At 57.5% G+C, this 22,603-nt stretch carries 18 protein-coding genes and 2 pseudogenes; 3 read left to right on the top strand and 17 right to left on the bottom strand.

The features are described from left to right. Positions 1-71: 71 nt before the first annotated feature. The 4 genes and pseudogenes from EN874_RS09275 to EN874_RS09260 all read right to left on the bottom strand — a co-directional run bounded on the left by EN874_RS09275 (position 72) and on the right by EN874_RS09260 (position 3,811). The gene (locus EN874_RS09275) at positions 72-1,400 is read right to left on the bottom strand and encodes a HAMP domain-containing sensor histidine kinase (RefSeq protein ID WP_126063917.1); all 1,329 of its coding nucleotides are present in this window, start codon (positions 1,398-1,400) and stop codon (positions 72-74) included. Beyond that, the gene (locus EN874_RS09270) at positions 1,397-2,056 is read right to left on the bottom strand and encodes a response regulator transcription factor (protein ID WP_024505389.1); all 660 of its coding nucleotides are present in this window, start codon (positions 2,054-2,056) and stop codon (positions 1,397-1,399) included. Before EN874_RS09270 ends, EN874_RS09275 begins: the two co-directional genes overlap by 4 nt. A 619-nt stretch (positions 2,057-2,675) precedes the next feature. Further along, positions 2,676-3,108, bottom strand: a pseudogene (locus EN874_RS09265) (helix-turn-helix domain-containing protein); the annotation flags it as partial. Positions 3,109-3,352: 244 nt separating this feature from the next. Continuing rightward, complete coding sequence (locus EN874_RS09260; RefSeq protein WP_224570033.1) at positions 3,353-3,811, bottom strand: response regulator transcription factor; 459 nt, start codon at positions 3,809-3,811, stop codon at positions 3,353-3,355. Positions 3,812-4,565: 754 nt separating this feature from the next. Here EN874_RS09260 and EN874_RS09255 point away from each other — a divergent pair. Continuing rightward, the gene (locus EN874_RS09255) at positions 4,566-5,687 is read left to right on the top strand and encodes a DUF418 domain-containing protein (RefSeq protein ID WP_024505387.1); all 1,122 of its coding nucleotides are present in this window, start codon (positions 4,566-4,568) and stop codon (positions 5,685-5,687) included. Between the two features lie 794 nt (positions 5,688-6,481). On the opposite strand, the pseudogene EN874_RS34335 reads toward EN874_RS09255, so the two are convergent. Then, positions 6,482-6,698, bottom strand: a pseudogene (locus EN874_RS34335) (transposase); the annotation flags it as partial. A gap of 524 nt (positions 6,699-7,222) precedes the next feature. Between EN874_RS34335 and EN874_RS09250 the strand changes: the two are divergent. Then, positions 7,223-7,435, top strand: a complete 213-nt coding sequence (locus EN874_RS09250; RefSeq protein ID WP_008874821.1) for a cold-shock protein — start codon at positions 7,223-7,225, stop codon at positions 7,433-7,435. Between the two features lie 228 nt (positions 7,436-7,663). Here EN874_RS09250 and EN874_RS09245 read toward each other — a convergent pair whose 3' ends face one another. The 6 genes from EN874_RS09245 to EN874_RS09220 form a co-directional block, all read right to left on the bottom strand. Next, on the bottom strand, positions 7,664-8,134 hold the full coding sequence (locus tag EN874_RS09245; protein ID WP_024505385.1) for a MucR family transcriptional regulator: 471 nt from the start codon (positions 8,132-8,134) through the stop codon (positions 7,664-7,666). A gap of 894 nt (positions 8,135-9,028) precedes the next feature. Beyond that, the gene (locus tag EN874_RS09240; protein ID WP_081714429.1) at positions 9,029-9,571 is read right to left on the bottom strand and encodes a tetratricopeptide repeat protein; all 543 of its coding nucleotides are present in this window, start codon (positions 9,569-9,571) and stop codon (positions 9,029-9,031) included. Between the two features lie 53 nt (positions 9,572-9,624). Continuing rightward, the gene (gene sctV / locus EN874_RS09235) at positions 9,625-11,688 is read right to left on the bottom strand and encodes a type III secretion system export apparatus subunit SctV (protein WP_024505383.1); all 2,064 of its coding nucleotides are present in this window, start codon (positions 11,686-11,688) and stop codon (positions 9,625-9,627) included. Positions 11,689-11,920: 232 nt separating this feature from the next. Beyond that, complete coding sequence (locus tag EN874_RS09230) at positions 11,921-12,811, bottom strand: hypothetical protein (protein ID WP_024505382.1); 891 nt, start codon at positions 12,809-12,811, stop codon at positions 11,921-11,923. 117 nt (positions 12,812-12,928) lie between these two features. Continuing rightward, entirely contained in the window at positions 12,929-13,171 is a 243-nt protein-coding gene (locus EN874_RS34330; protein ID WP_224570034.1) for a nodulation protein NopA, read from the bottom strand. Between the two features lie 71 nt (positions 13,172-13,242). Then, positions 13,243-13,572 (bottom strand): hypothetical protein, encoded by a 330-nt coding sequence (locus EN874_RS09220; RefSeq protein WP_081714433.1) that lies wholly within the window; start codon positions 13,570-13,572, stop codon positions 13,243-13,245. A gap of 1,348 nt (positions 13,573-14,920) precedes the next feature. Here EN874_RS09220 and EN874_RS09215 point away from each other — a divergent pair. Continuing rightward, the gene (locus EN874_RS09215; protein WP_245454733.1) at positions 14,921-17,035 is read left to right on the top strand and encodes a hypothetical protein; all 2,115 of its coding nucleotides are present in this window, start codon (positions 14,921-14,923) and stop codon (positions 17,033-17,035) included. 525 nt (positions 17,036-17,560) lie between these two features. On the opposite strand, the gene EN874_RS09210 is transcribed toward EN874_RS09215, so the two are convergent. The 6 genes from EN874_RS09210 to sctQ form a co-directional block, all read right to left on the bottom strand. After that, the gene (locus EN874_RS09210; protein WP_024505378.1) at positions 17,561-18,364 is read right to left on the bottom strand and encodes a hypothetical protein; all 804 of its coding nucleotides are present in this window, start codon (positions 18,362-18,364) and stop codon (positions 17,561-17,563) included. A gap of 356 nt (positions 18,365-18,720) precedes the next feature. Next, positions 18,721-19,758 (bottom strand): EscU/YscU/HrcU family type III secretion system export apparatus switch protein, encoded by a 1,038-nt coding sequence (locus tag EN874_RS09205; protein ID WP_024505377.1) that lies wholly within the window; start codon positions 19,756-19,758, stop codon positions 18,721-18,723. Continuing rightward, complete coding sequence (gene sctT / locus EN874_RS09200) at positions 19,755-20,573, bottom strand: type III secretion system export apparatus subunit SctT (protein WP_024505376.1); 819 nt, start codon at positions 20,571-20,573, stop codon at positions 19,755-19,757. The genes EN874_RS09205 and sctT overlap by 4 nt, the downstream gene beginning before the upstream one ends. An 8-nt stretch (positions 20,574-20,581) precedes the next feature. Then, a complete protein-coding gene (locus EN874_RS09195; RefSeq protein ID WP_024505375.1) occupies positions 20,582-20,857 on the bottom strand; it encodes an EscS/YscS/HrcS family type III secretion system export apparatus protein in 276 nt (91 codons plus the stop codon). 2 nt (positions 20,858-20,859) lie between these two features. Continuing rightward, a complete protein-coding gene (gene sctR, locus EN874_RS09190) occupies positions 20,860-21,525 on the bottom strand; it encodes a type III secretion system export apparatus subunit SctR (protein ID WP_029354851.1) in 666 nt (221 codons plus the stop codon). Further along, complete coding sequence (sctQ, locus tag EN874_RS09185) at positions 21,518-22,546, bottom strand: type III secretion system cytoplasmic ring protein SctQ (RefSeq protein WP_095769044.1); 1,029 nt, start codon at positions 22,544-22,546, stop codon at positions 21,518-21,520. Before sctQ ends, sctR begins: the two co-directional genes overlap by 8 nt. Between the last annotated feature and the right edge of the window lie 57 nt (positions 22,547-22,603).

The following is a 22,603-nucleotide window of genomic DNA, read 5'->3' as shown; positions in this document are numbered from 1 at the left end:
GTACAGTTCGCCCTGTCAGCAGCCTTGCCAGCAATCCGCCCTGTGTCCAACTGTCGTCGAATTCACCGGTGTCATTGAGGAATTCGTATGATCGCCTCGAAACCATCATTGCGACCGCGGGCGGGCGACGCAAGCTCTAGACTGCCACCGATCCGCTGGATAACCATGTTAGCGATATGTAGACCAAGGCCTGAGCCCGCAGCAGGAGTAGCACCACGACTAAATCGCTTTGTAAGCCCTTCGAGGTCGGGGAGGGGCACCACCGGTCCGGCGTTTGCAATAGCGATGGTTCCATCAGTTTGGACGGAAACTGTTGTCGGAACAGTGGGCAGTCCATGTATCAGCGCATTCTCGATCAGGTTACGAAGGAGGATCCCAAACGCATCGACATCCACTTTGCGCATCAAAGTGGTGCAGCCGTCGACGTTAAGATGCAGGCGTCCGGCATATTGCGGCTTTTTCCTCAGGTCGTCGATTTCCAGCCGAACCGATCGGACAAGATCGATCGCGTGATCCGCCATGCCAACCCCCGATTCGGCTTGAGCGAGCTGAAGCACTTTTTCGACAAGGCGGCCAAGGCTCGACAGCGCTTGCTCGATGCCGCGCGCACGCATTTTGGCCGACCCATTGGGAAGCTCGGCCACTAATCTCTGCATCTGAGCGATTGAACCTGCGATCGGCGTGCGCAGTTCATGCGCACTGTTTGCGGCGAACTCGCGTTCGGCCTCGAGAGCCGCCCGCAGACGATCGAGAAGCCGATTGACGGATGCCGCGATTGGAGCCAACTCTGCCGGGAAATCGCCCAAGTCCATTGGTGACAGATTGCCGCCGTCGCGCGATCCGATCTGCTGTCGCAGTACCTCGATTGGCCGCAGCGAGCGCCGGATCACGATCCACCAAACAGCTAAGCTAAAGGGCAGGAGCACGAGTGTCGGAAGGAAGACAAAAAGTGCGCCCTTCGCGATTGTGGTACGGCGGCCATCAAGCGGTTCGGCCAACTGATGATACACGCCGTCTTGGATCTCCTCTGTGTAGACGCGGTAATCAGCGTTTCCCCAAAAGCCGTTACTCAGGGGAGCATCAGGGAAGGGCTGCTGACCCTCTTCCGGTTCGGAAATAAGCACTACCCCGTACTTATTAATAACCTGCTCACGATAGGTCCAGTACTTTTTATAAGTTGGCAAGTGGTTATTGTATTGATCAACGTGTTTTCCATTCAAGACCTTGATCAGCTCTGGTTCTCTGTACTCTGCGCTCGCCTGGAGCAAGTCATCCGAACTTTCGTTTACATTATTGCAAAAAATGAACGCAGCAATGGTTGGGGCGGCGATCCAAACCAGGAGCGTTGCCCCGCCTAACCACGATATCAGCTTTCTCGTCATGCTGTTCGAGTTCGTCATGTGACCACGAGCCTGTATCCGGAGCCACGCACGGTTGCTATTCTATCCCCGCCGATCTTCTTGCGGAGCCGGCTGACATAAACCTCCACTGTGTTGCTCTCGAACTCCGAATTGAATGAATAAAGCGCGTGCTCGATCCTCCCCTTTGAAACGACCGAACCGGGCCGGCGTAGAAGGCAGTCGAGCACCGCCCATTCGCGTCCAGACAGGTGGACCTCCTGCCCGTCGCGGAAGAGGCGTCGCTCGGCTGCCTGTATGGAAAGCGTCCCAACCGAAAATTGCGGCTCCGGAAAATGCCCTTGGCGACGTGCCACTGCACGGATGCGTGCCGAGAGTTCCCCCAGATCGAACGGCTTGACCAAATAGTCGTCGGCGCCAGCGTTGAGCCCCTCGATGCGGTGCGAAATCCGATCGCGGGCTGTCAGAATGATGACCGGCGTTGTATCAAGCCCCTTGATCAGCTCCCGCAGATAGTCGATGCCATTGCCGTCCGGCAGGTGAACGTCGAGCAAAATAACGTCGTAGCCGGCCACAGCTGCATGACCGCGCGCTCCGGACAGGCCCTCGGCCCAGTCGACCGCGTGGCCACCAGCCACCAAATGATCGTGCACAGCACTTCTAAGGTCGTCGTCGTCTTCAATGAGCAGTATTCGCATCAGGCTGCCGAGCTCCGGTATGAGGGCAAGGCTCCTGCCTTATTGATCGAAGCTGACAGTAGGCTGAACCGGCGCCAGCGAATATCTGGGGGCTTTCAGGCTGCTGTCAGCTACAATTGCAAGAAAGGGGTCGTTAACAAAGCCAAACGAAGAGGCCTTATGAAACCCCTCCTGATCTCGGCACTTTTGCTCAATGTGACCACCGGCGGCTGTACACTGGTTGGCGGGCAATTCGACGTGGCGGTCAACGAATGGCAGCCGCGCCACGCGTCAATGTCCAGGCTTGAAACTGACAGGTGTCTTAAATACGAGGGCACCGTAGCGGGTGCCTCCAGTTATCGAACAGTGCCTAGCAGGTCAGAAGTGCACTTTGACCATAGGGGTCGTCCGTATTTTCGGCGCTCGCGAACAGAGTCGACGGTCAATCGATGCGCCACTGCCAGAGTCTGGAACGGTCAAGTGTTTGTTATCCCCCGTCCGGGCCATATTCTCTGCCGAGGACCAAGAAGGCCCTATTTTCGGTGCCCACGAACAGAGCCAACGGTCAATCGATGCGCCACTGCCAGGGTCTGGAACGGTCAAGTGTTTGTGATCCCCTGTCCCGGCCGTGTTCTCTGCCGAACTCGCCCTTGTAGTCGGCACACCAAAGATCGTTAGGGCGACAGCCGTTTGAAAGTGGTGTCCCCGTCGCCCTGTTGCGCCTGCGCTTGCGGCGCTCGACCATGCCGGCGGTCGAGCACGGCATGCACGGTCGAGATCGCGGGCCGGTGCACATCCGGATACAGCCGGGCCAGCCGCTCGCGTATCTTCGGCGCACCCCATGTCGGCTTGTCTTGCTTGAGGCGCACAATCAGCTTCTCGATTTGAAACGGAAGCTGATTGGCGTGGCGATAGGGCCGCCGCGATCGGTCCGTCAGCCCCTCCAGGCCGCTGTCGTTGTAGCGCGTGAGGATCTTGTAGCCGGTCTTGCGCGAGATATCGAACTCCCGGCAAAGCACCGCCATCTTCTCGCCGTCCAGCAGCCGGGCGACGAACTTCAGCCGCTCTTCCATGACGTTACACTCCTTCCAAGGCACCTTGCTCTCCTTGCAAAGGGCCGAAAGTGTAACCCATCTATCCGGAATGAACTGTCACCCATCTTTCGGGAAGGGCAGTCATGGCCAAGGCAACTGGAAGCCGAATTTTCTTTTAGAGTATGAATCAGCGCCGTCTGCCGAAAAGCGCGTCCACGATCTTCCCTTTTGAAACGACCGTGCAGGGCTGGGGCAGACGGTAGTCGAGCACCGCCCATCCGCGTCAAGTCAGGTAGACCTCCTGCCCGTCGCGGAAGAGGCGTCGCTCGGCTGCCTGTATGGAAAGCGTCCCAACCGAAAATTGCGGCTCCGGAAAATGCCCATGGCGACGTGCCACTGCATGGATACGCGCTGAGAGTTCCCCCAGATCGAACGGCTTGACCAAATAGTCGTCGGCTCCAGCGTTGAAGCCCTCGATGCGATGCGAAATCCGATCGCAGGCTGTCAGAATGATGACCGGTGCCGATTCAAGTTCCTTGATCAGCTCCCGCAGATAGTCGATCCCATTGCCGTCCGGCAGGTGAACGTCGAGCAAAATAAGGTCGTAGCCGACCACAGCTGCATAATCGCGCGCTTCGGACAGGTTCTTGGCCCAGTCGACCGCGTGGCCACCAGCCACCAAATGATCGTGCATAGCACTTCCAAGGTCCTTATCGTCTTCAGTGAGCAGTATTCGCATCATGCTGCCGAGCTCCGGTATGAGGGCAAGGCTCCCATCTTATTGGTCGAAGCTGACAATAGGCTGAACCGGCGGCAGCGAATTATTTGGGGAGCTTTCAGGCTGCTGTCAGCTACAACTTGCAAGAAAGGGGTCGTTAACAAAGCCAAACGAAGAGCCCCTATGAAACCCGTCCTGACCTCGGCACTTTTGCTCAATGTGACCCCCGGCGGCTGCATCAGCAAATTGATTTGGGAAACAGGCGCGCCGGTTCTAATGACCGACGCAGGCCGAGGTCTGGAACAGCTGGACCAGCGAACGGCGTCTTCGGTTTTTCAGGCAACAGCCACATGGAAGAATATGATTGGCTCGACCATGCGCCGAGCTTTGTCGAACGGATTGGTCGCGGGCGCACTACCACAGATTATGGCAGGTTTACGCCCTGGCCTTGACACCCGGGGTGATCGTCACCGGCGGAGCCGCGGCGTACTGATCGGATATCTAACGTCGCTGAGTCTCTCGTCGGTGCAGTGGATCTCTCGGCTTAGCCATCATGCAAAAAACGACGGTTCCGCGACACCACTTTTCAGGTCCGTGACACAGGCTTTGTGAGCCGATCTGTTGTTCTTACCCCAGGCTAATGGCTGAACAGCTCTGTCGCCGGCTCGATGCGCCAGATGGCGCGATGTTTTGAACCCTTTCACGAGGCGACGGCAGCAGCCGACCGGCTCTCCTATCGCGGCTCCCGCGATCCACACACCCAGCAAGGGAATCTACCATGGTAATGAAGGCACCGGTTGCCGACGCTAGGAATGGGTCGGTAGTAGATCGGCTGGTCGGCATCGACCTCGCTCGGGGCCTGGCTGTCTTCGGGATGTATGCCGCCCATCTCGGTCCCGACCCCGGCGAAGGAGGACTAGTCGGGTTTCTGATGGAACTAACCCATGGGCGGCCGTCGGCCCTGTTTGCCGTATTGGCCGGTTTTTCAATCCTCCTGATTACAGGTCGCAAGGCGCCGAAGTCGGGGATAGCCGGTAGACAGGCCATCGCCAGAGTCGCAATTCGTGCCCTTGTTTTGCTCGCGCTTGGCTCAATCCTGGGCTGCCTCGGTACCCAGGTCGAAGTCATCCTAGAATACTACGGAATTTGCTTCTTGTTGGTATTGCCGCTCCATCGGCTCAGCGCATATCAGCTGGGCTTGATCGCTGCCGCTACGGCATTAGTTCTCCCGCAAGTCCGTTCCTCCCTTCTGTCGGTTGCCCCCAACCTCCTCGACCCGGTCTTCAACCTCATGGTCAACGGCTACTATCCCGCGGTGACCTGGGTTCCTTTCCTCATCGCTGGCATGGCCATCGCGCGCCTTAATCTTAATACGCTAGCAGCGCATTGGCGCCTTGGTCTGGCGGGGGTCGCGCTGGCCGTGTTGGGCCATGGGGGATCCTTGCTCGCGCTGAGTTCCCGCGCTTTGACTGAAACCTCCTTGTGGTGGTCTGACGTTGACGGCGCTTTTGAGCCTTCCAAGTCGTCATTTATAGTCAAGTCGTCATGGATAGCCGCACCTCATAGCGAAACGACGCTTTCGATCGTGGGCAGCACCGGTTGCGCAATGATCATCTTGGCGGCTTGCATGCTCGCTGTGGATGCGCTCCCGCGTCTGCGAAAGCTGGTCTGGCCAATAATCGCAGTCGGCTCGATGTCTTTGACGGCCTATGTGCTGCACATTGCGGGAATAGCCTATCTTATGAAGATAAACATTTTCAAAGACGAGAGCCTGTCCACGCTCTTTGGCTTCGTTGTGGTTATCAGCACTTTTGCGGTGCTTTGGCTGCGCGTCTTCCAGCGAGGACCGATGGAAGTGCTGATGGGTAGGGTCGCAGATCTCGCGCGTCACATCCGCTGAGCACCGCCGCGCCCCGGCCTCCCGATCACATTACGGACAAGGTGGGGCTTTGTCCAAAGCTTGTTCGCGGCAGGGGAGGGTACTTCCTCCCACCCTGCCGCCTTGTTGATGGAAGCTAAAACGGTCGCGCAGGCGCTAGAGTTGCATCGGCATAATCAGCTTAAACTCGCGAAGTTAAACCCGCGGTTGGTCTATCTCGGCCCGCCTCACCTGAAAGGCTAAGGTATCCGTTTCGGTCAAGGGTTTTAGGGGCCATTTTCGCTGCGCCTTGAGGAGAGCGTTTGCTAGGATGAGGAGCTTTCGCAACAAGATGATGACCTTTGCGGGTTTGCCTGCCGCCTTTAGCGCCTGGTATTTTGCCTTGAGGTCGGGGTTGAAGCGCAGGGCGAAGGGCCGGGCATGTAGAGGGCCTGGCGAACATTGGCCCGGCCGCCCAGGCGCGGCCGCTCCATTTTGCCGAGGCCGGCGAGGCTTGCGGCCTTTGGTTCCGAGTTCCGGCATGTCGATGGTGAGTGTGCAGGCGGTGGCATCCGATGCGCCATATGCTGGTCAGGATTTCGCGGCGCTGGACAGCGTCGGGATCGGCTTTCATGAGGGTAAGCATCGTCTGATCGATATCGCTGAGTTCACGTGGATCTGCTTCCAGCCACTCGTTGTTGTGGCGCCTGAGCAAGGCAAGCGGTCAAGGTCTGGCTCTGGTGCTGGCTGCGGTGCGATCCCCGCACGGGCCAGGTGCCGATCGTGTCGACGATCCACCTCGCCGCGACCAGAGAGCTGCTACTCTCTTCCGCTGTTCATTCTGGCCTCTTCGCAATGAATGTCATAAAATCACCTGTCGCAATTAATGGTTTTTGATTTGGCTCCAGCAGCTGGCAGATATCGCCGAGAGTTCCGCAGAGAGCGTCGAAAGTTTTGGCCGCCTTCTTCCGCAGCCGCGCCTTGAGTTTTGAGCAGACCTGTCTTGATCGGGTTGAGATCGGGCGAGCATGGCGGCAGGATCAGGAGCCAGTGCCCTTTGGCCAACCAGTGGGCGGCGCGTACCTTGCCGACAATCTGGGGTTCCGAACCCGACAGTTGGTTTTCAACCCGACAGTGGCCCGCCTCAGAGCAGGCTACCGCCCTTCGGAGCAGGCAGAAGCTAATCGAGGTTCGCGGGTTCCGGTTTGAATGTGCAGGTCGCTGCGCGCCTGATCTTTCGGTCTGGCGGCACATGACAAAAACCCTCATTTTGGCCGACGATACCCGGTCAGGAGCGGGTATCGCAGTCGAGAAGCGACCCGAGCACGTCCACAAGATGTGCCGAGTTTGCAAGGTGTGTCATTGTTTCTGTCAACGTTCGAGCGACAGCGCACGACGAAACGTCTGGCATACGCCTCGTCTGGCACGCGCCTCGCATATGTTGCAGTTGCTGCTGGAGATCAGGCGATCGAGTGGGCCTTGCAATTTTCCGATTTTGATGCGCCTAAAGTCTCGTGTACAAATCAGGCTGGCGTGAATGGCCTGCCTAAGTTGCGACTTATTACAAAGGAATGGATATGGCGACTGGAACGGTGAAGTGGTTCAACAGCACGAAGGGTTTTGGTTTTATTCAGCCTGACAACGGCGGTCAGGATGTCTTTGTCCACATTTCCGCTGTTGAACGAGCGGGCCTGTCGACCCTTAATGAGGGCCAGAAGATCAACTACGAGGTGGAACAGGATCGCCGCACGGGAAAGTCCTCTGCAGGCAGCCTCAGCAAGGCTGGCTAACGGTCCGGGAAAGCCTTGGCAAGGTTCGTCATCGCCGGAACGCATTGACGGCTCGAAACCCGGGCCGGAGCATGCAAGTTAATGCCGCGGCAGGGATTGCTGGAGCCATCATGAATTACTCTGGAAATGAGGCTCTTGGACGGGAAAGGCGGGGCTCATCCCCGCCCTTTGATTCCGCGCAGATTGGGCCAACGGCTGCTGCGCGTCCGAACGACTGTTGATACGGATTTAGGCTGCGACCTTCTTGCGGGTCCGTTTCGCCGGCGCCGTGGCTGGGGCTTCCGGCTCTTTCGGTTTGCGGCCGAGTCCCATGGTCTTGGCCAAGGCGGAGCGCGCAGCGGCGTAATTCGGCGCCACCATGGGATAATCCGACGGCAGACCCCATTTGGCGCGATATTCGTCTGGGGTCAGACCATAGTGCGTCGCCAGATGGCGCTTTAGCGATTTGAATTTCTTGCCGTCTTCAAGGCTAATGATGTAGTCCGGTTCGATCGACTTTTTGATCGGGACAGCAGGTTTTTTTACAGGCACAGGCTCTTCTGCCGGTATGAGTCCAGCCGTGCCGTTTAGAGCCCCGTGCACTTGGGCGATCAGGGCAGGAAGCTCCCCCGCCGGGACGGGGTTGTTGGAGACGTAGGCTGATACAACATCGGCAGTGAGCTCGATGAGGATGTCGGTCTTGTGGGGTTCTTCTGTCATAAACTTCTCCGGGCAGCTTGAAACACAGTTGGGCGAAGTGTCGCTTCATAGTGGCGGTTGCCGCTGAAAGCAAATGGATCGACGGGTGCGCTGCTCCTCCACCATTGAAGTCTCGGCGACGCATCCCGTCATCGTCCATCGCTAAAGGCAGCGTATTGAATTATGGGAGCGGTCGCGCCCGCCCCACCATAGCGATACAGCAAGACAATCAAAAAAGCCGGTCTTTGCTTGGCCCCAAATCTTTTCTCCTTTCGTGAACGCTGAGCTGCCAAGCTGCTACAGTTCACCTCGCGGGGCAACCGTGCACAACACAGGAGTCGCCCGAGCGATACATTCTTCACTTGCCGCTTATCAGCGCTGGTGATTGCACTTTGCAGCCTGCCTCCGGACCCGCAGCGCTCACGCTGTTGGTTTTGCGCCTGCAGGCGTCGGAAGTCGGATCGCCGCAGCTAATTTCCTCAGGCGGACGAATTCAACAAATCGATTGTTTGGATCGAAGGCATCCACACCATCGATGCCTCTAGAATAGGATCCAGCTACAATCACCGTGCTGTAATGGCAGGGACGGCCAGCACAAGCGCGACACGATCCGGCGGGTCCATCGCTGCGTTACGTATTCATGGCTACTGCATCGGGCGCTCGGTCGACCGCCTTAAGCCAGGTCGCCGCATTGCGAGACGGTGACCGGCGAGGGAGAGGGCGCTCTGGCAACGAAGCGAGGCGGGTGGCCTTGCGGGTGGCCGCGTGATGTCATCCGGCTCTCCTGCCGATCTCTGCCGGCCAGATCTGGAGCAACTGTTTTGCATAGATATGGCTCTCTTCAGGGGGCCATCTATGATGGGAGCCGAGCGCGTGTTCGAGCCGGGGAACAGGCTGCGCATGCACTGTGCCCACCTATTGCGATCGTGCTAACCTTGGTTGTTTGGACTTGCCGTTAAAGGCAAGCGACAGATTGAAGTTATGCTGCACCATCTGATTGCCTGGCTCGTTTTCGAGAGCTCGCCGATACAGGGCCTGTGCCGCGTCATGCCGCCCCTCAATGTCCAAAATCACGCCCTTCGCATTCAATGCACGTACGTTTCCTGGGGCTGCAACCAAGACGCTGTCGAGCACCTCAACCGCTTCGTGCGGGCGCTTCTGGCCCACCAAGGCATTTGTAAGTCGTATCGCCGCATCAACATTGTCCGGGTGCTGCTTCACCTCATCCCGCAAAGCCCGCTCTTGAACATCCTGACCAACTTCGCGCAAAATGCGTTCGCGCATAGCCGGATCGATTTGATCGGCGCTGAGCAACTCGGGGGAAGATGTCTCCTGCACGGAAAGAGCCGGCTTTTGCCAGCTGGCGCAACCGCCCAAAGGCAGAATGGCGAGTACGGCAAAAAGAAGTGAGTTCCGGCGCAGAAACATAGGCGATGGAGAAACTGTATTACTATTCATGTTATCTCTCAGTTATCGGGGAGGCGCGTGGCGTTCAGTTAGGAAAGGTGGGACTACTCTAACAATCCGCTGTTCGATCCGTGCGGGAGTGTGACGGATCCTGCGGGGCGAATTGTAAAGTCGGAGGCGAGGTCTTGATAAGACAGCACGGCGAGATCAACCCCGTTTCGCGTCAGAAAGCCGCGGACGAAACGTCGGACATCCATCGACGTCAACAGAATAGGGCGGGTTTGACCCGGTTCTGCGTTCGAAAGGACCTGACGTATCTGTGATAGCATCGCTTCGCTTTGCCGATCCTCCAGTGCGAGATAGGGGCCTGCATCCGAATCTCGAACCGCGCCACGCATCACATCCTCGCTCTCGCGCTCGACGACCAGGGCGGACACGATGCCCTCCGTGTTGGCATGGCGGTGGCAGATCTGTCGCTTCAAACCAGAACGGACATATTCCGTCAGCAGGGCAACGTTCTGCTCACGCTCGCTCCATTCGGCCAATGCCTCCAACACGAGACGGGTGTGGCGGATTGGGATACCTTCCTCCAGGAGGCGGCGCAGAACATCGGCAATCCGAGGAATCGGCGTCGTGCGTAGCACCTCTTTCACAAGCTCAGAATATTCCTGCTCCATTCGGCCCAGGAAATGTCGGGTCTCTTGGATGCCCACCAATCGCGGTGCGTAGCGGGTCAACGCTGCATGGACGCGCAAGGCGAGGAGTTCGCCGGGAGCCCTATGCTCCGTGCCGGCGCCCGTAAGGGCCTTTGCAGGGGTATGTTCAACCGGGAGTGTGTCCGTTTTCGGCTCACGTCTAAGGGGGACACCGCTCGAGTCGACGTGCGCTACATCGGCTCGGAGCGCCATCTGGTTTGGATCTAAGGCGTCCTGTTCGACTGGCACGCCCTCGACATCAATTCGGAATTGCGATTCAGGCAGCTGCTCGTCAACCAAGACAGGGATGCGAGGAACGATAATGCCCAGATCGGCTGTGACCAGGAGCGAAACGCGCCCAATATGTTTTTGCAATTCGGCTTGATCGACCGCCTGCATAAGATCTGGCGCTAGAAAAAATGCGATCGGGAATTCCTTCGCAGGCGCGGCTTGCTTAGGCTCCGCTGCAGTTCCACCTTTCGCATCGGCAGTGCCGGCGCCCAGCACATCAGCCTTGACAATGCTTACCGCAGCGAACACTGCGGCCAGCATCAGAAAGACGGGGAGGGGAAACCCAGGAACGAACCCCATTACAACCAGGACGCCGGCCGCCAGTCGCAAGGCTCGAGTGCTGGCCGTGAGCTGACTGACCATTTCTGTACCGAGGTTGATCCTCGCCGTCCCAGTCACACGGGTGACGATGGTCGCCGCAGTAATGGAGAGCAGAAGGGCCGGAATCTGCGATATCAATGCATCGCCTATCGTCAGCAGAGTGTAGTGATGCAGTACCTCGCCGAAGGACATGCCCTTGGAGAGCAGGCCGATCGAAATTCCACCCAGCATGTTGATGCAGATAACCACCAGCCCGGCGATGGAATCGCCCTTCACAAATTTCATCGCGCCGTCCATCGCGCCATAGAGTTGGCTTTCCTTCTCCAATTCGGCGCGCCGCCGGCGGGATTCGTTGGCATCGATGTGGCCGTTGCGTAGCTCTGCGTCGACCGCCATTTGCTTGCCCGGCAGAGCATCCAGCGTGAAACGCGCCGCCACTTCTGCCACCCGTTCGGCACCCTTCGCGAGGACCATGAATTGCACCATGGTGACGACCAGAAATATGACGAAACCCACCACGATATTGCCTGAAATGACGAAATCGCCAAAAGTATGAATAATGCTGCCGGCCTCCCCCTCGGCCAGGATCAGTCGCGTCGTTGCGACCGTGAGCGCGAGACGGAATACAGTGGAAATCAAAATAACGCCGGGCAAAGAGGAAAAATCAAGTGGAGTACTGACATACAGGGCAACCATCATCAGCAGTATGGCCAACCCCATATTGAATCCTATCAGGGCGTCGACCACCACGACCGGGATAGGCATGACCATCATCGCGACAGCCAGAAGCAGCATCAACGCAACCATTAAATCCGGGCTGGCCGGCGCACGCTTGATGAAGTCACGCAGGACGTTGGCCATCGAGACACCTTTGCAATCGGTTGAGACTTACTCTGCTGTTACGCCATGAAACGTGGCTTTCGAACTCCGAAGGCGCCTCAGCCTTGGCCAGCGCGTGACCCTGCATGAGAGCCACAAGCAGGCGCGAAATGGCTGGGCAGCAAATGTTTCCAACGCAGCCAGCTTGTCAGCACCGAGCGCGACAGGATGTTTGGCTGGCCATAGAGTGCTGCTTGATGGGGCCTGCGAGCTTTCAATATTGGAGAGCAGCAATGCGGCCATTCCTGCTCAGCAGCACACGGCTGTCCTCAATACGTTCGACCACCCATCCATCAGCCAAAATGGCGCCGACAAAATACTTCTCGCTGTCGATGACAATATATGGTTGGACCCCATGCCACACAGCTTCGACCGCGATTGCGGATGGCGCCTTCTCCTCTTTGATGAGCACTCCGTTCACCAGTGTTAGAGTACCCTTGGTGCGACGATCGAACGATTGCTGAAGCTTCTGCCAGCTGATGACCGATTCAGACGTGACGGTGCCTTCGGCGGTCACAACACCCTTTGCCGACCCAATCTTGACGTCGAGAAGACCCGCTCGATCGACTTCCTCCTGCAGCTCTTGGGCCGCTGCCTCCGTAAGTTCATTGTCAGCGCGGTGACTGATCGTTCTGGACGCGACTTCAGCCCGAAGTGAATTGGGGCTCGATCCACTTGCATTGCCAAGATAGGAGATCGTGCCTGAAAGCGCGCCGATCCCGAGTGAGCTGATTATGACCATGGCGAGCACACCGATCGGTAGGCGCGGTATGCCGGTCGAACCAGGCGGCTCTGCATCCTGCACGGACAAAGCAATGGACATCTCGCCTACGAGCAGGACGACAGGAAGGGGCACAACAACGGACTGGCCTGCGGCGATATTCCGGTTGCCCTCGATACTGAGTCCGGGTGCAAGCGCCTCCAGTTCGATCGACTTGCCAAGAAGAGTTACACGAAGGTGATGCGGTGCCAGTCCCTGCTCGACAAAGACCAAATCGGCATCGAAGCCGCTGCCGATTAAACACTTTTGAAGATCCGTCTTGCCGGTCAGACCGCAATAGTGCCCCGAACGCACTTCGAAACGGAGGGAAACGGCGTCATCCACAGAGCATCTCTCAAACAGGATAGAAGCCGCATGGCAATTGCCATGCGGCTCATTTCGGGACTACGTCGCGTCAATAAGGAGACGCGCTAGGGGGCAGTCTAAAACCCGCTTCCGACATTACGAAACGCGTTCGTCGGCGGCCTTCTTGATGGTCTGGAGATTGGTCGTTAGAGTGCGCAACTGGACACTCCTTTTCGTCGCCTCCAAGCTAACATTGGTTAGTTCCTGCACTTGCGCCTGAAAAGCAGTAGCATCAGCTCCGCTTGTATTGCCGGGAGTGCCACTGTTAGTTTTATCGGTATTGCCGGCGCTACTGGTATTGGTATTGCCTGATTTTTTATTATTATCAACTGCAGCCATGATCATTCCTTTTTCTGTTGGAGTTGTGCCGTCAATAACGGCCTGTATGACCTCACGCCGGATTTCCCGCGTCAGGCATCTTCTGTGTCATCCAAAGCTTCATCGGCCTCAGCCATCGCATCGTTCGCGAATTGGAACGCGAACGATCGCAGGATACTTTGGAAGGCTTCACTTTGTGCTGCAGACTGTGAGTTGTCTTGAAGTTGATCATTTGAAACGGTCCGGTTATCCGCCCGATCGTTCCCGCCAGCTGCCTTGCCATCATTCCCACCAGCTGGCTTGCCATCATTGCCATCAGCCGGCTTGCCATCACCAGAATGCTCGGATTTCGAATCCCCATGGCCCTTTCGGATCAAGGAAGTCCCGAGGTTGCCAACTCCACTCCCAATTGCTGCTATCATCAGGTACTCCGGCATTTGCCATTGGCGGCGACGTGTTAAAGGTTAGCCTCGATCAAGCTAAGGGCGGGAGCTTTCGAGAACCTGACGGCTTTTGACAAAAACCGGCCAGCGCAAAAACGTATGCTCTGCAGGATGTTGCTCTCGCATCGAACAGTCGACCACGATCTCGGCTGTTCGGCCAATCCCGCCGTCCACGCATGCCGCGACCGAATGGCAGCCGCAGCAGCTCGTTTGCATCCTCGATGCTGTGGTGTCGAACAGGAGACACGGTCCACGTGCTGCATGACCGCAATGACCGTATTCTTGCTGGCTCCACGGGCGCACGCAACGAGCAGGAACTCGGTCTTTGCATCACCATTCTCTCGCCTGCACATCACGGCCCGGCGCGGTGAGCTCATTGGCTTCGAGAAGGTCGGCGACCGTACGAACATGGGATGGTCTGCCGGCTTTGGGAGGCCGGTGCGGATCCTCTTCTCACCATATCGAAAGCTTGAAGCGGTCGGATTTTCTTGCCCTGTTCGTGAGAACTCCCATCGTCAGCTAATCGTCAGCCAAGCGGTCTATCTAGGCCGGCCGTGCCTGACCTTCGGATCCAAAGGTCCCGTCTCGACACTTTTTGTAACTATAGATCGAAATGGTCCGCGTGATACGCAACGCACACGCTTCTCTGAAGCAAATGTGTGACTTTGTCGGTGGCGAACGAGAGGAGTGACGCATCAATAAAATCGTCAGGCACGTGTCTAGGAAGGGGAGCTAGCCGAGTTGGTCTGATTTCATTCGCTGTTCCTGGAAATCGGCGGACTGAAGCGCTGATAATCTCAGGACATCGATGGCAACGTTGCGAAAGTCCTGTGAGCTCGGGCCAATCTTGGCCTGCTACTGAGAAGCACTTTGGCGGGAACATTACGCCGTCGCGGGTCTGGCTGACCGTGACGTTAACCGAAAGATGCCGCTGGTCTCGTCAGCCGCCAGCACAATAGCAGCACATTCTCGCCTACTACGGAGACGCAATATGAAGGGCATTGGCCGACCACGGAAATCGCAGGCTGAAACTGGAGCCAGCCGCGCGGGGCGGGCGAGCAGTTCCCTTTCGCAATCAAGTCTTGCTGCGGGAGAAGGTGGACAGTCATTCGATTCCGTTGTGGAGCAGATGCGCTCTGGGGACGCCGATAGGAGGCCCTCCTCCCTTCCAGTTGCGCGCGGTCCAGGCGATGCCCGCGAAAGTCTGCCAGGCGCCTCGATTGGCGAAGATCAAATCCTGAACACACCGCGACGTGGAGCCGCTGCGCCACCACGCGGAACCGTAGCGCCACGTGGCGCAGCCGCAAGGCGGCGCGGTTCTCCCTCCATGTCTGAGGGCGAAGCCATGGCGCCGGTCGGTAGCCAACTATCAACCGCGCAGGTGGAAGGCACCAGCTCATCGTCAAATGAAGATATCAGTCCGACACAGCTCAGAATGAACAGTCTTGTTCAACAACTGACTGATTGCGAGGCTGCGGCCAGGAAAACCGACGTCCCCGAGGAGGCGGTGGAGCTGATCAGTCGGGTCGTCGATGCAGCCTCAGCAATTCTGGAGTACCGCGCTAGCCTGCCTGCGGCTGAGGCGCAGACAATTATGCCAGACGACAAGGTGCGTAGATGTTGCCAGATCGTGTGCGACGCCGCGAATGAAGTAGACAAACTTGGCCTGTCGACGATCACGAAATTGGACAAAAAGACCAAGAAAGCGGCAGGTATGGTCGATAAACTCTACTCCTACTCCCAGGCGGACCGGCAGGAGCTGTTGATTTTAAATGTGGAGAACCACCATACGGCGGCAATTAAGTGGTGGGAAAAAAAGGCATGGCGCTCCGAACGGCAGCGATCCGCCTGCGCTGCCACCGCTAGCCTATCCAGTGGAACGCCCGTGATGCGGGAAGCCGAGCGGTGCGCACTGCGGCTGCGTGCCGGCTCGGTACTGAGTGTCAGGATCTGGCTGGTCCGTGAGCGGATCGGTCTTGCGCGGGCCAAGATTGAACTGCGGGCGAGCAGGTTCGAGCCAGATTTGAAGGAACTCCTCGTCGGTCGAAATGGAGTGGTGCAGCTGATGGCAAGCGCCGCTCAAGAAGCTCTTCGCGCCCTCTCTTTGGCGAAGGGCATAATGGATGATGGCAAAACACTCAACGCTCATGATTGCGCGGTTGTAGAAAAAATCATGGAGCGGCTTTCGGATTTTGGATTGGCGTTGCACGAGGTGCATACCAAGCTAAGCCATACCTACCCAGATGCCGGCCTCCCATTGAAACTGTTCGAACGGATCGTGGACGATGCATGGATCACTGCGCACGATGCCATGCACTTGTTGAACCTGCAGTCTCCGCCGTCAGCCATCATGGCGCCACAGGCCCAGGCGGGCGCTGCGATGCCGGCCAGGGCAGGCGCTGCGATACCGGCTGGCACTGCTGGTACGGCTGCAGTGTCAGAAGGCACTACAGCGCGAAGGAAAGGGAAGTCAAAGCATAAGTCGGCAGCTCGCGCCGGGACTTCTGCCGCCGGGCAGCCATCAACACCAGTCGCTGCGAACGCCGGCACAGTGCCAGCAGCCAAGGTTCTCGCGCGCTCGGATCAAGTTGCGAGTACACAGGTGAGAGCGCAAGAGGTGGCTGCGAGTTCGTCGGGGGCAGGCTCGACAATCGGGGGCGCCGCGTTGTCAATGGAGGTATTGACGGAGCGGCTCAAACGATTGGACGAACTTTTGCAGTTCGATCTGGCCGGTCAGCAAAGCGTCGTCTCCCAAGTGCGCCAGATGAAGCCTGAGGAGGCCGGTAAGGTCGTGGACGATGTGGCCCAGTACCTGCGAGCCCAGGCCATTGAGATGCAAACCTGTCTCGCCGGGTTGCAGGGGCGTAATGTACGCCTGCTACTCACCTCCACCCAGCTACCCAAAGTGCACGAACGCACAGACCAGCTCAAAGGGTTGCTGAACATGGTGCTGGGACAGGCCAACGCATTGAATGAAGGAAAAGCCGGCATTACGACTGATTGCATGAAGACCTACGCATTTCCGGCGCAAAAATACCTGGAACATTTGTGCAATGCCGACGAATTGATGCCGCCGGAGGCACCGGTCGCGCTGCGTGGCGAGCCAGGAAAGCTGTTTGAGATGAAGCTGCAGCCCAAGATGCTGGTCAATGGTGCGATGCCGAGCCCGATGTGGGTGCACATCCACACGAGTCGCCCCGTCATGGCCAGAAACTTGGAAGGGCTGGCTGATTCCGAATTCACCGCTTGCCACGTTAAATCCAACGAACAGCGCGGCTACAATCGAGAGCGAGAGGAAGCCGATGCTAGGTCCGGTCGCGAGAAGGTCATAATTCATCGCGGCAAACTCACCCCCGCTTTCTGTAAGTCCTTGTTGACCTCAGGGCTTGGCCGCCAACCACGCCATTCGCGTGCCGAGCTCCCGTCGGCGCAGGCTGCATGACAGGGCACTCAGAATGCGGCCGGCCACGCTGTGAGTCAGCGAGCATTTCTCCTGGCCAAACCGCGAATGCCGCTGCGCGAGTTGCGGTCCGGCGATTGGAGTCGATCGGCTACCGTCAGGGCCGATTTGCGATGTCGCGTTACCGGCTGTTGACGTGGCGGCGTATCTTGCCTCCCATCCAACTTATCGCCGAGATCGCGCCGCCAAGATCGAGGCGGAAGGTCTTCCTGCGAGCGCGGAGCAGGCATAGCCGATCCGATCGGGATCGGCGCATCGCAACGACCCAACGGTGTGGTGGAGAAAATTGGATTCGGGAGAGCTCGGTTCCAAGAGGCGGAGTTCCGGCCCGAATACAATCCGCTCGCAAGCACCCACGATGCGCATCCGCAGTTTATTGTCTGGGAGATGGGCTGGATTGCTCGGCGGCGCTGGCGCTAAGGCGGGGCTGTCGCCGGACAATTAGCATTCACTGCCAACAGCCTTGCAACCGTCACCAGTTGCAAGGCTCGGCGGCGGGTCGACAAATCACATGAAATCGTCGTCGGACCCGCTATCGCTGCTGTCGCTATCCTCGGTTTTGTGGAGATAGAGTGGAGGTTTGCCTGCACGCTGCCACTCACCGGCACTGTTCTTCGTCCATTTGTCGGGATGCTGCGTAGGGTCAAGCACCAGGTCGCCATGATCCACTTCAACAAACCCCATCGTCTGCGCGCGCGCTTGTGCTTCCGGATTAGCCGCACGCCAATTCAGCAACGGTCGGTCGCCGTCTATCCGAAGTTGATGCTCCAGCAGAATATCGCCCGCATTTTCGACGAGCGGATGGGCGACTTGAAGATCCACTATGGAAGTGACCTCAGTTCGACCAGGAAATTGTTCCCGCCAACTTTCCGATTCGAACTCGTTCATGCTGAATCCGCCTTCCATTCTCAGCAGTCCGGCACTCCGGTCTCCCAATTGGTAACTGAAATATCGCGCGTGCTCCGTATCTCGACGGATGCCATATTGCTGAGCAACGTCCGCGGTGCGCCTGGCTCGTGACGATACGAACTCCGAATACTCTTGAGGATTGTCGGCGATGTGCGTGATTTCATCACCATGAAATTGCCTCACCTGTCTCCTGAAGGAAGTCCTGTTGATCTCCACCACAGGAGGTCGGGAATTGAGGGAGTATGCTTGGGGAGCCGCCGATGATGAGGCGCCGCTACCTTCCGATCCGGATAAGTGCATTCGGGCAAATGTGTCCGCGAACCCTTCGCTTCCTGCATCCGATTGCTCGCCGGCATTATGCGCGCGGTAACTATCGGATGAGCCACCAATTCGACCATACATGACGATTCGTACTCCTATGTTTCGCAACCGAGCTCAAGTTAGCACGGCTGTTCAACATAGGGCGCTTAGTTGACGACTAGCTGACGAGGGCATTCCAACGGCTGCACCAATCAAATCCGCACTGCCGGCCTCAAAACCTCGGACTGCGCCACGCACCGGCCAGCAGAGGCTGCAAGGTCATGCCCGGAGGACTTGCCGTAGTTGCTGGGTGGCAGATCCGAGGGGAGTGATTGCCCCAGGCCCGCGGTTGCGCGGTTGGCCTGACAGAGACACTGGGGCACGGATGGCCAGCCGACATTTGCCACTAGCATGGAGCCAGGTCAGTTTTGAACTGGGCAGTCGTGGACTTCCAATGACTAGGCCAAGCCTGCGGCAAAGAATGCTTTCGCGACAGGCTGGAAATATTGCATAGGAACCGCGTGGCCGAGTTTTGTAGTGCCTATCAGCTGACGCGCTAAGACATGGTCATGGACGATCGTCAGGCGTAGTGCCCGCGCCTCGCTCAACACATGTGAAACGCGCTCACCTTCGGCACGGCAAACTAAGAACGGCACCCCGGTTTCACCGCGAACGTAACGCAGACCGATCAGGACCGCCCTTCCTGTTAAGACCAGCGTGGCGCGATGCACGCCAAGCGCAGGCTCGTCGGCCGCCTCCTCGCGGATGCGACGCTGTTCACCTTTCAACTCTGGCGCTCCTTGCTGATCCTTCGACTCGCGCGTCACTTCGGTATTGGTCATGCGCATTTCGCGCAGATACAACGCGCGCTGGAGCAGAAGATCGATCAGTCCGCCGACCAGCAGTGCGCCGGCGCCAATTCCCATCAGCAATTTTGTCTCCATAAAGATGAGGCCAACACAGCCCATGCCGCAGATCGGCAGAGGGACCATTGTCTTCCACATCCCGAGAAGGACAATGGAAAAGGTTGCGCTGAGAACCAATACCTTGAACATGGTCTTGCAGACTTCGACCATGGAACGAGCAGACCCCAAGCGCTTCAGCCCTTCAAAGGGGTCAATTTTCTTAAAGCTGAGCTTCATCGGCTCCAGAGAGAAGACAAATCCACCATTGGCTAGCAGGCTGGCCAAAATCACCGCGGCGACAAGGGTTCCAAGCAGCGGGCCAACAGCCGCGACTGTGAGTTGGACGAGCACAACCAATGCCTGCGGCACCGCGGTATCGAAAGGTAGGCTCTGCAACTTGGTGGCTAATAGGAGCGCTTCCCGGCATTTGTCCTCGATCACGCTGCCTCTTAGCCAAAGGTAGCCGAGCCCAGCGCAAGTCCCGACCGCGCGGACGAAATCGGAGCTACGTGGCAGCTGTCCTTTTTTGCGCGCTTCACTTAACTTCTTCGGGCTGGCGGCGTGTGTCTTCTCTTCACTTGTGTCGCTCATGGCAGCAATTTGTCGAACCACTCCAGCACGCCGTTGGCACGTGTGACCTCCAGTTTCATGCTCTCCACCAGATAGGCAGCGTAGGTGACCATGAGAACTGGAAAGACAATGTTCTTGATTGCCGGAGACAGTTGGCTCGCCTTAAATTGCGGGGCAAAGCGACGCAGCAGCATCATCGATATATCAATCAGTATCAGGAAGAACACGACAGGCCCCGATACCAATAATGCCGTGCGCATTATGCTGTCGAGAAGCCCCAACAACTCCATTGCTCCTGGCCCACTCAGTGTCGGGTGAAACTGATACACCGGCCAGATCAAGTAGCTGCGGTACAGGACACTGATCAAAGTTTCCAGGCCTCCTGATCCGACGAATATGGCAATCGCAGTGATCCCCAGAAAAACGCCCATCGCGGAAGCCTGACTGTTCGTCGCGGGATCGGCCGAAGCGGTCGGGCTGCTGATGCCGCGTTGGTTGTCGATAAGCTCCCCGGCAGCCTGAAGGCCCCAAAGCGGAATGCCAAGAAAAGTGCCAAGGAGTACACCGACAAAAACTTCCTTGAATCCGAGCAGGGTTAGCTGGATCAGGCGCGTATCAGGATCCAGCGCCGGCAATCCGCCGCTGACGTGTGCCAGGCATGGTAGTGCGAAGCCAACAGCCAAACAGCCCCGGATCAGCCCACTGATCTGCGAGCGTGTGAATACGGGAAAGATCAGCATGATGCCCATCGCGCGGGCTGCCCCAAGACCTGCCGCAACGACGAGTTCGAGAGCCGTCTGGATCAGAATTTGAATATCGGCCGATGGCGCGTCCATGGGGCGGACTAGTAGCTAAGTGTCATTGCGGGAAACTCGGTGAAGATCTGATCGGCTAGCTCTATGAGCGGGGCGCTTAGCACAGGAGCAAACAGCCCAATCACCGCGACAACGACCAGAAGCTTCACGGTGAGCGGCAAGCTTTCATCCTGGATCTGCGTCGCCGCCTGGAGGATGCCGATGACGAGGCCGACAACCACTGATGCAATGAGCGGCGGTAGAATCCAGATCATGAAAACCACCAGTGATTGGCTCATAAGAGTAATGATGCTGGATTCAGTGATGATCAGCCTCCCGGTAACGTATAACTCAGCACAAGCCCATGCATCAATTTTGACCAACCATCAATGGCAACAAACAAGAAGATCTTGAACGGGACAGATATAACAGTTGGTGAGACCATCGACATACCCATTGCCATCAAGATAGTTGTCACTATCAGATCTATAACAATAAAAGGCAGATAAAGTAGAAATCCTATCTCAAATCCGCGCTTCAATTCTGATAGCAAGAAAGATGGTACAAGTATTGCAAAGTCATCAGGCGTGGCTGCAGCGTGCATTTCCTCTGGCCAGACCTTTTCTGTCGAAGATAGGAAAAATCGCCGCTGCTCTTCATTTGTGAATTTCTTGAGATGCTCGCGCAAGGGCTCACTTCCGGCTTTAGCGGCGCTTACCCAGTCGTCGAATGTCTGATAGTGGAGCTTGGGATCCGACATGCGGTCATAGGTCTGCTCAGCAACGGGCGCACTAACGAACATAGTGAGGATCATCGCCGCGGCGTACAGCACCACATTGGGTGGTATGGTCTGGGTCCCGAGCGCATTGCGGACGAGGAAAAGAACAATTGATACCTTTACAAAGGCCGTTGTCGTGGCAACTGCTAAAACCAGCAGACCGAGTCCGGCGGTAACCGCAAGAAGCGCCAGGATTGTCGGCTGAGCTTCACTCATTGCATGCAAACCCGCCACGGAGCCTGATGCCCAGCTCTTCTCCGATGCGGACAATGTCGCCACGCCCGATACGCTGACCATTGGCCACTATGTCGACCGGGCCGTCGATCGGCCATCCAAGTTCAAAAATATGCCCTTCGCCGGCACTTCTTAATTCCCCAAGAGAAATAGGCCAGCGGCCGCATTCAAAGACAAGCACGATCTCGACATCGTCGAGATCCTTAGTAAGCTCCAGTTGCGATCCGGGTTGTGTCATATGCGCACTCTCCAAAGGACACGGTCGCGGGCGGAAAGGCCCCCGCAAGATTAATTCATCGCCGTCAAGATCCGCCTCGGCGCACAACTGGCCGACAGCTAGGGTGATCTGGCCGCGGCCGAACGGCGCAATATCGGGCAACAATGCATCACCGACACATGCGCTTCGAAGAAGCGCCGCAGGAAGGCGAAGCGTGCCGACCTCTCCTGCAACAATGAGCGGGAGCTCTGGAGGCAGCCCGCCCAGCTGCCGCGGCAACTGGGCAAGCAGTTCGCCTAGCGCGCGAAACGCAGGCGGTACTAAGCCGTCAAGTGGCGTGAACAGGAATAGACGGCCCTTGCCCTTGACCGCGCCGAAAATGATGTCGAGTTCAAGATGAGGAGCCAGCATCGTGGCTTCGCATACCCGCACGAGTTGCACGTTCAGACGCGTCGTCTCCTCCAGTCGAGTGACAAGCGGCTCCAGAGCGAGTTCGAGAATTAGCGAAGCAGTTGGCTCGGAAGGGAAGGCCAAGCCGTTCTGCACTGTCGTGATGAACTCCTCTACGAGCGGGCGCGACAGTGACAAGATGACCGTTTCGGCTCCCACTCTCCAGACGCAGTCAAGCATCGGAATGGCAGCAGGTTCCTGCTGCCAGACAAGCCCTGCCGTTCGCACCGATAGCGGCACCTCGTTGATCCGGCTTTGAAACGGCGTGCGCGGCGCTGCTGTATCATTGAGCCACGAGACAACCGTGTGGGACAGTTTCAGAACTGGTTCGAACATGGCGGGTGTGACCGCAGCGCCTATCAAAGACTGCACGGTCGTGTCATTCGGACGACC

This window comes from Mesorhizobium sp. M1D.F.Ca.ET.231.01.1.1 (assembly GCF_003999155.2).
Taxonomy (GTDB): domain Bacteria; phylum Pseudomonadota; class Alphaproteobacteria; order Rhizobiales; family Rhizobiaceae; genus Mesorhizobium.
This window is presented reverse-complemented; position numbering and strand designations above follow the sequence as displayed.

Coding starts and splice junctions, on each gene's coding strand:
- EN874_RS09275 (WP_126063917.1), bottom strand. CDS start 1,400: ATGACGAACTCGAACAGCATGACGAGAAAGCTGATATCGTGGTTAGGC.
- EN874_RS09270 (WP_024505389.1), bottom strand. CDS start 2,056: ATGCGAATACTGCTCATTGAAGACGACGACGACCTTAGAAGTGCTGTG.
- EN874_RS09260 (WP_224570033.1), bottom strand. CDS start 3,811: ATGATGCGAATACTGCTCACTGAAGACGATAAGGACCTTGGAAGTGCT.
- EN874_RS09255 (WP_024505387.1), top strand. CDS start 4,566: ATGGTAATGAAGGCACCGGTTGCCGACGCTAGGAATGGGTCGGTAGTA.
- EN874_RS09250 (WP_008874821.1), top strand. CDS start 7,223: ATGGCGACTGGAACGGTGAAGTGGTTCAACAGCACGAAGGGTTTTGGT.
- EN874_RS09245 (WP_024505385.1), bottom strand. CDS start 8,134: ATGACAGAAGAACCCCACAAGACCGACATCCTCATCGAGCTCACTGCC.
- EN874_RS09240 (WP_081714429.1), bottom strand. CDS start 9,571: ATGAATAGTAATACAGTTTCTCCATCGCCTATGTTTCTGCGCCGGAAC.
- sctV (WP_024505383.1), bottom strand. CDS start 11,688: ATGGCCAACGTCCTGCGTGACTTCATCAAGCGTGCGCCGGCCAGCCCG.
- EN874_RS34330 (WP_224570034.1), bottom strand. CDS start 13,171: ATGGCTGCAGTTGATAATAATAAAAAATCAGGCAATACCAATACCAGT.
- EN874_RS09220 (WP_081714433.1), bottom strand. CDS start 13,572: ATGATAGCAGCAATTGGGAGTGGAGTTGGCAACCTCGGGACTTCCTTG.
- EN874_RS09215 (WP_245454733.1), top strand. CDS start 14,921: ATGTCTGAGGGCGAAGCCATGGCGCCGGTCGGTAGCCAACTATCAACC.
- EN874_RS09210 (WP_024505378.1), bottom strand. CDS start 18,364: ATGTATGGTCGAATTGGTGGCTCATCCGATAGTTACCGCGCGCATAAT.
- EN874_RS09205 (WP_024505377.1), bottom strand. CDS start 19,758: ATGAGCGACACAAGTGAAGAGAAGACACACGCCGCCAGCCCGAAGAAG.
- sctT (WP_024505376.1), bottom strand. CDS start 20,573: ATGGACGCGCCATCGGCCGATATTCAAATTCTGATCCAGACGGCTCTC.
- sctR (WP_029354851.1), bottom strand. CDS start 21,525: ATGAGTGAAGCTCAGCCGACAATCCTGGCGCTTCTTGCGGTTACCGCC.
- sctQ (WP_095769044.1), bottom strand. CDS start 22,546: ATGTTCGAACCAGTTCTGAAACTGTCCCACACGGTTGTCTCGTGGCTC.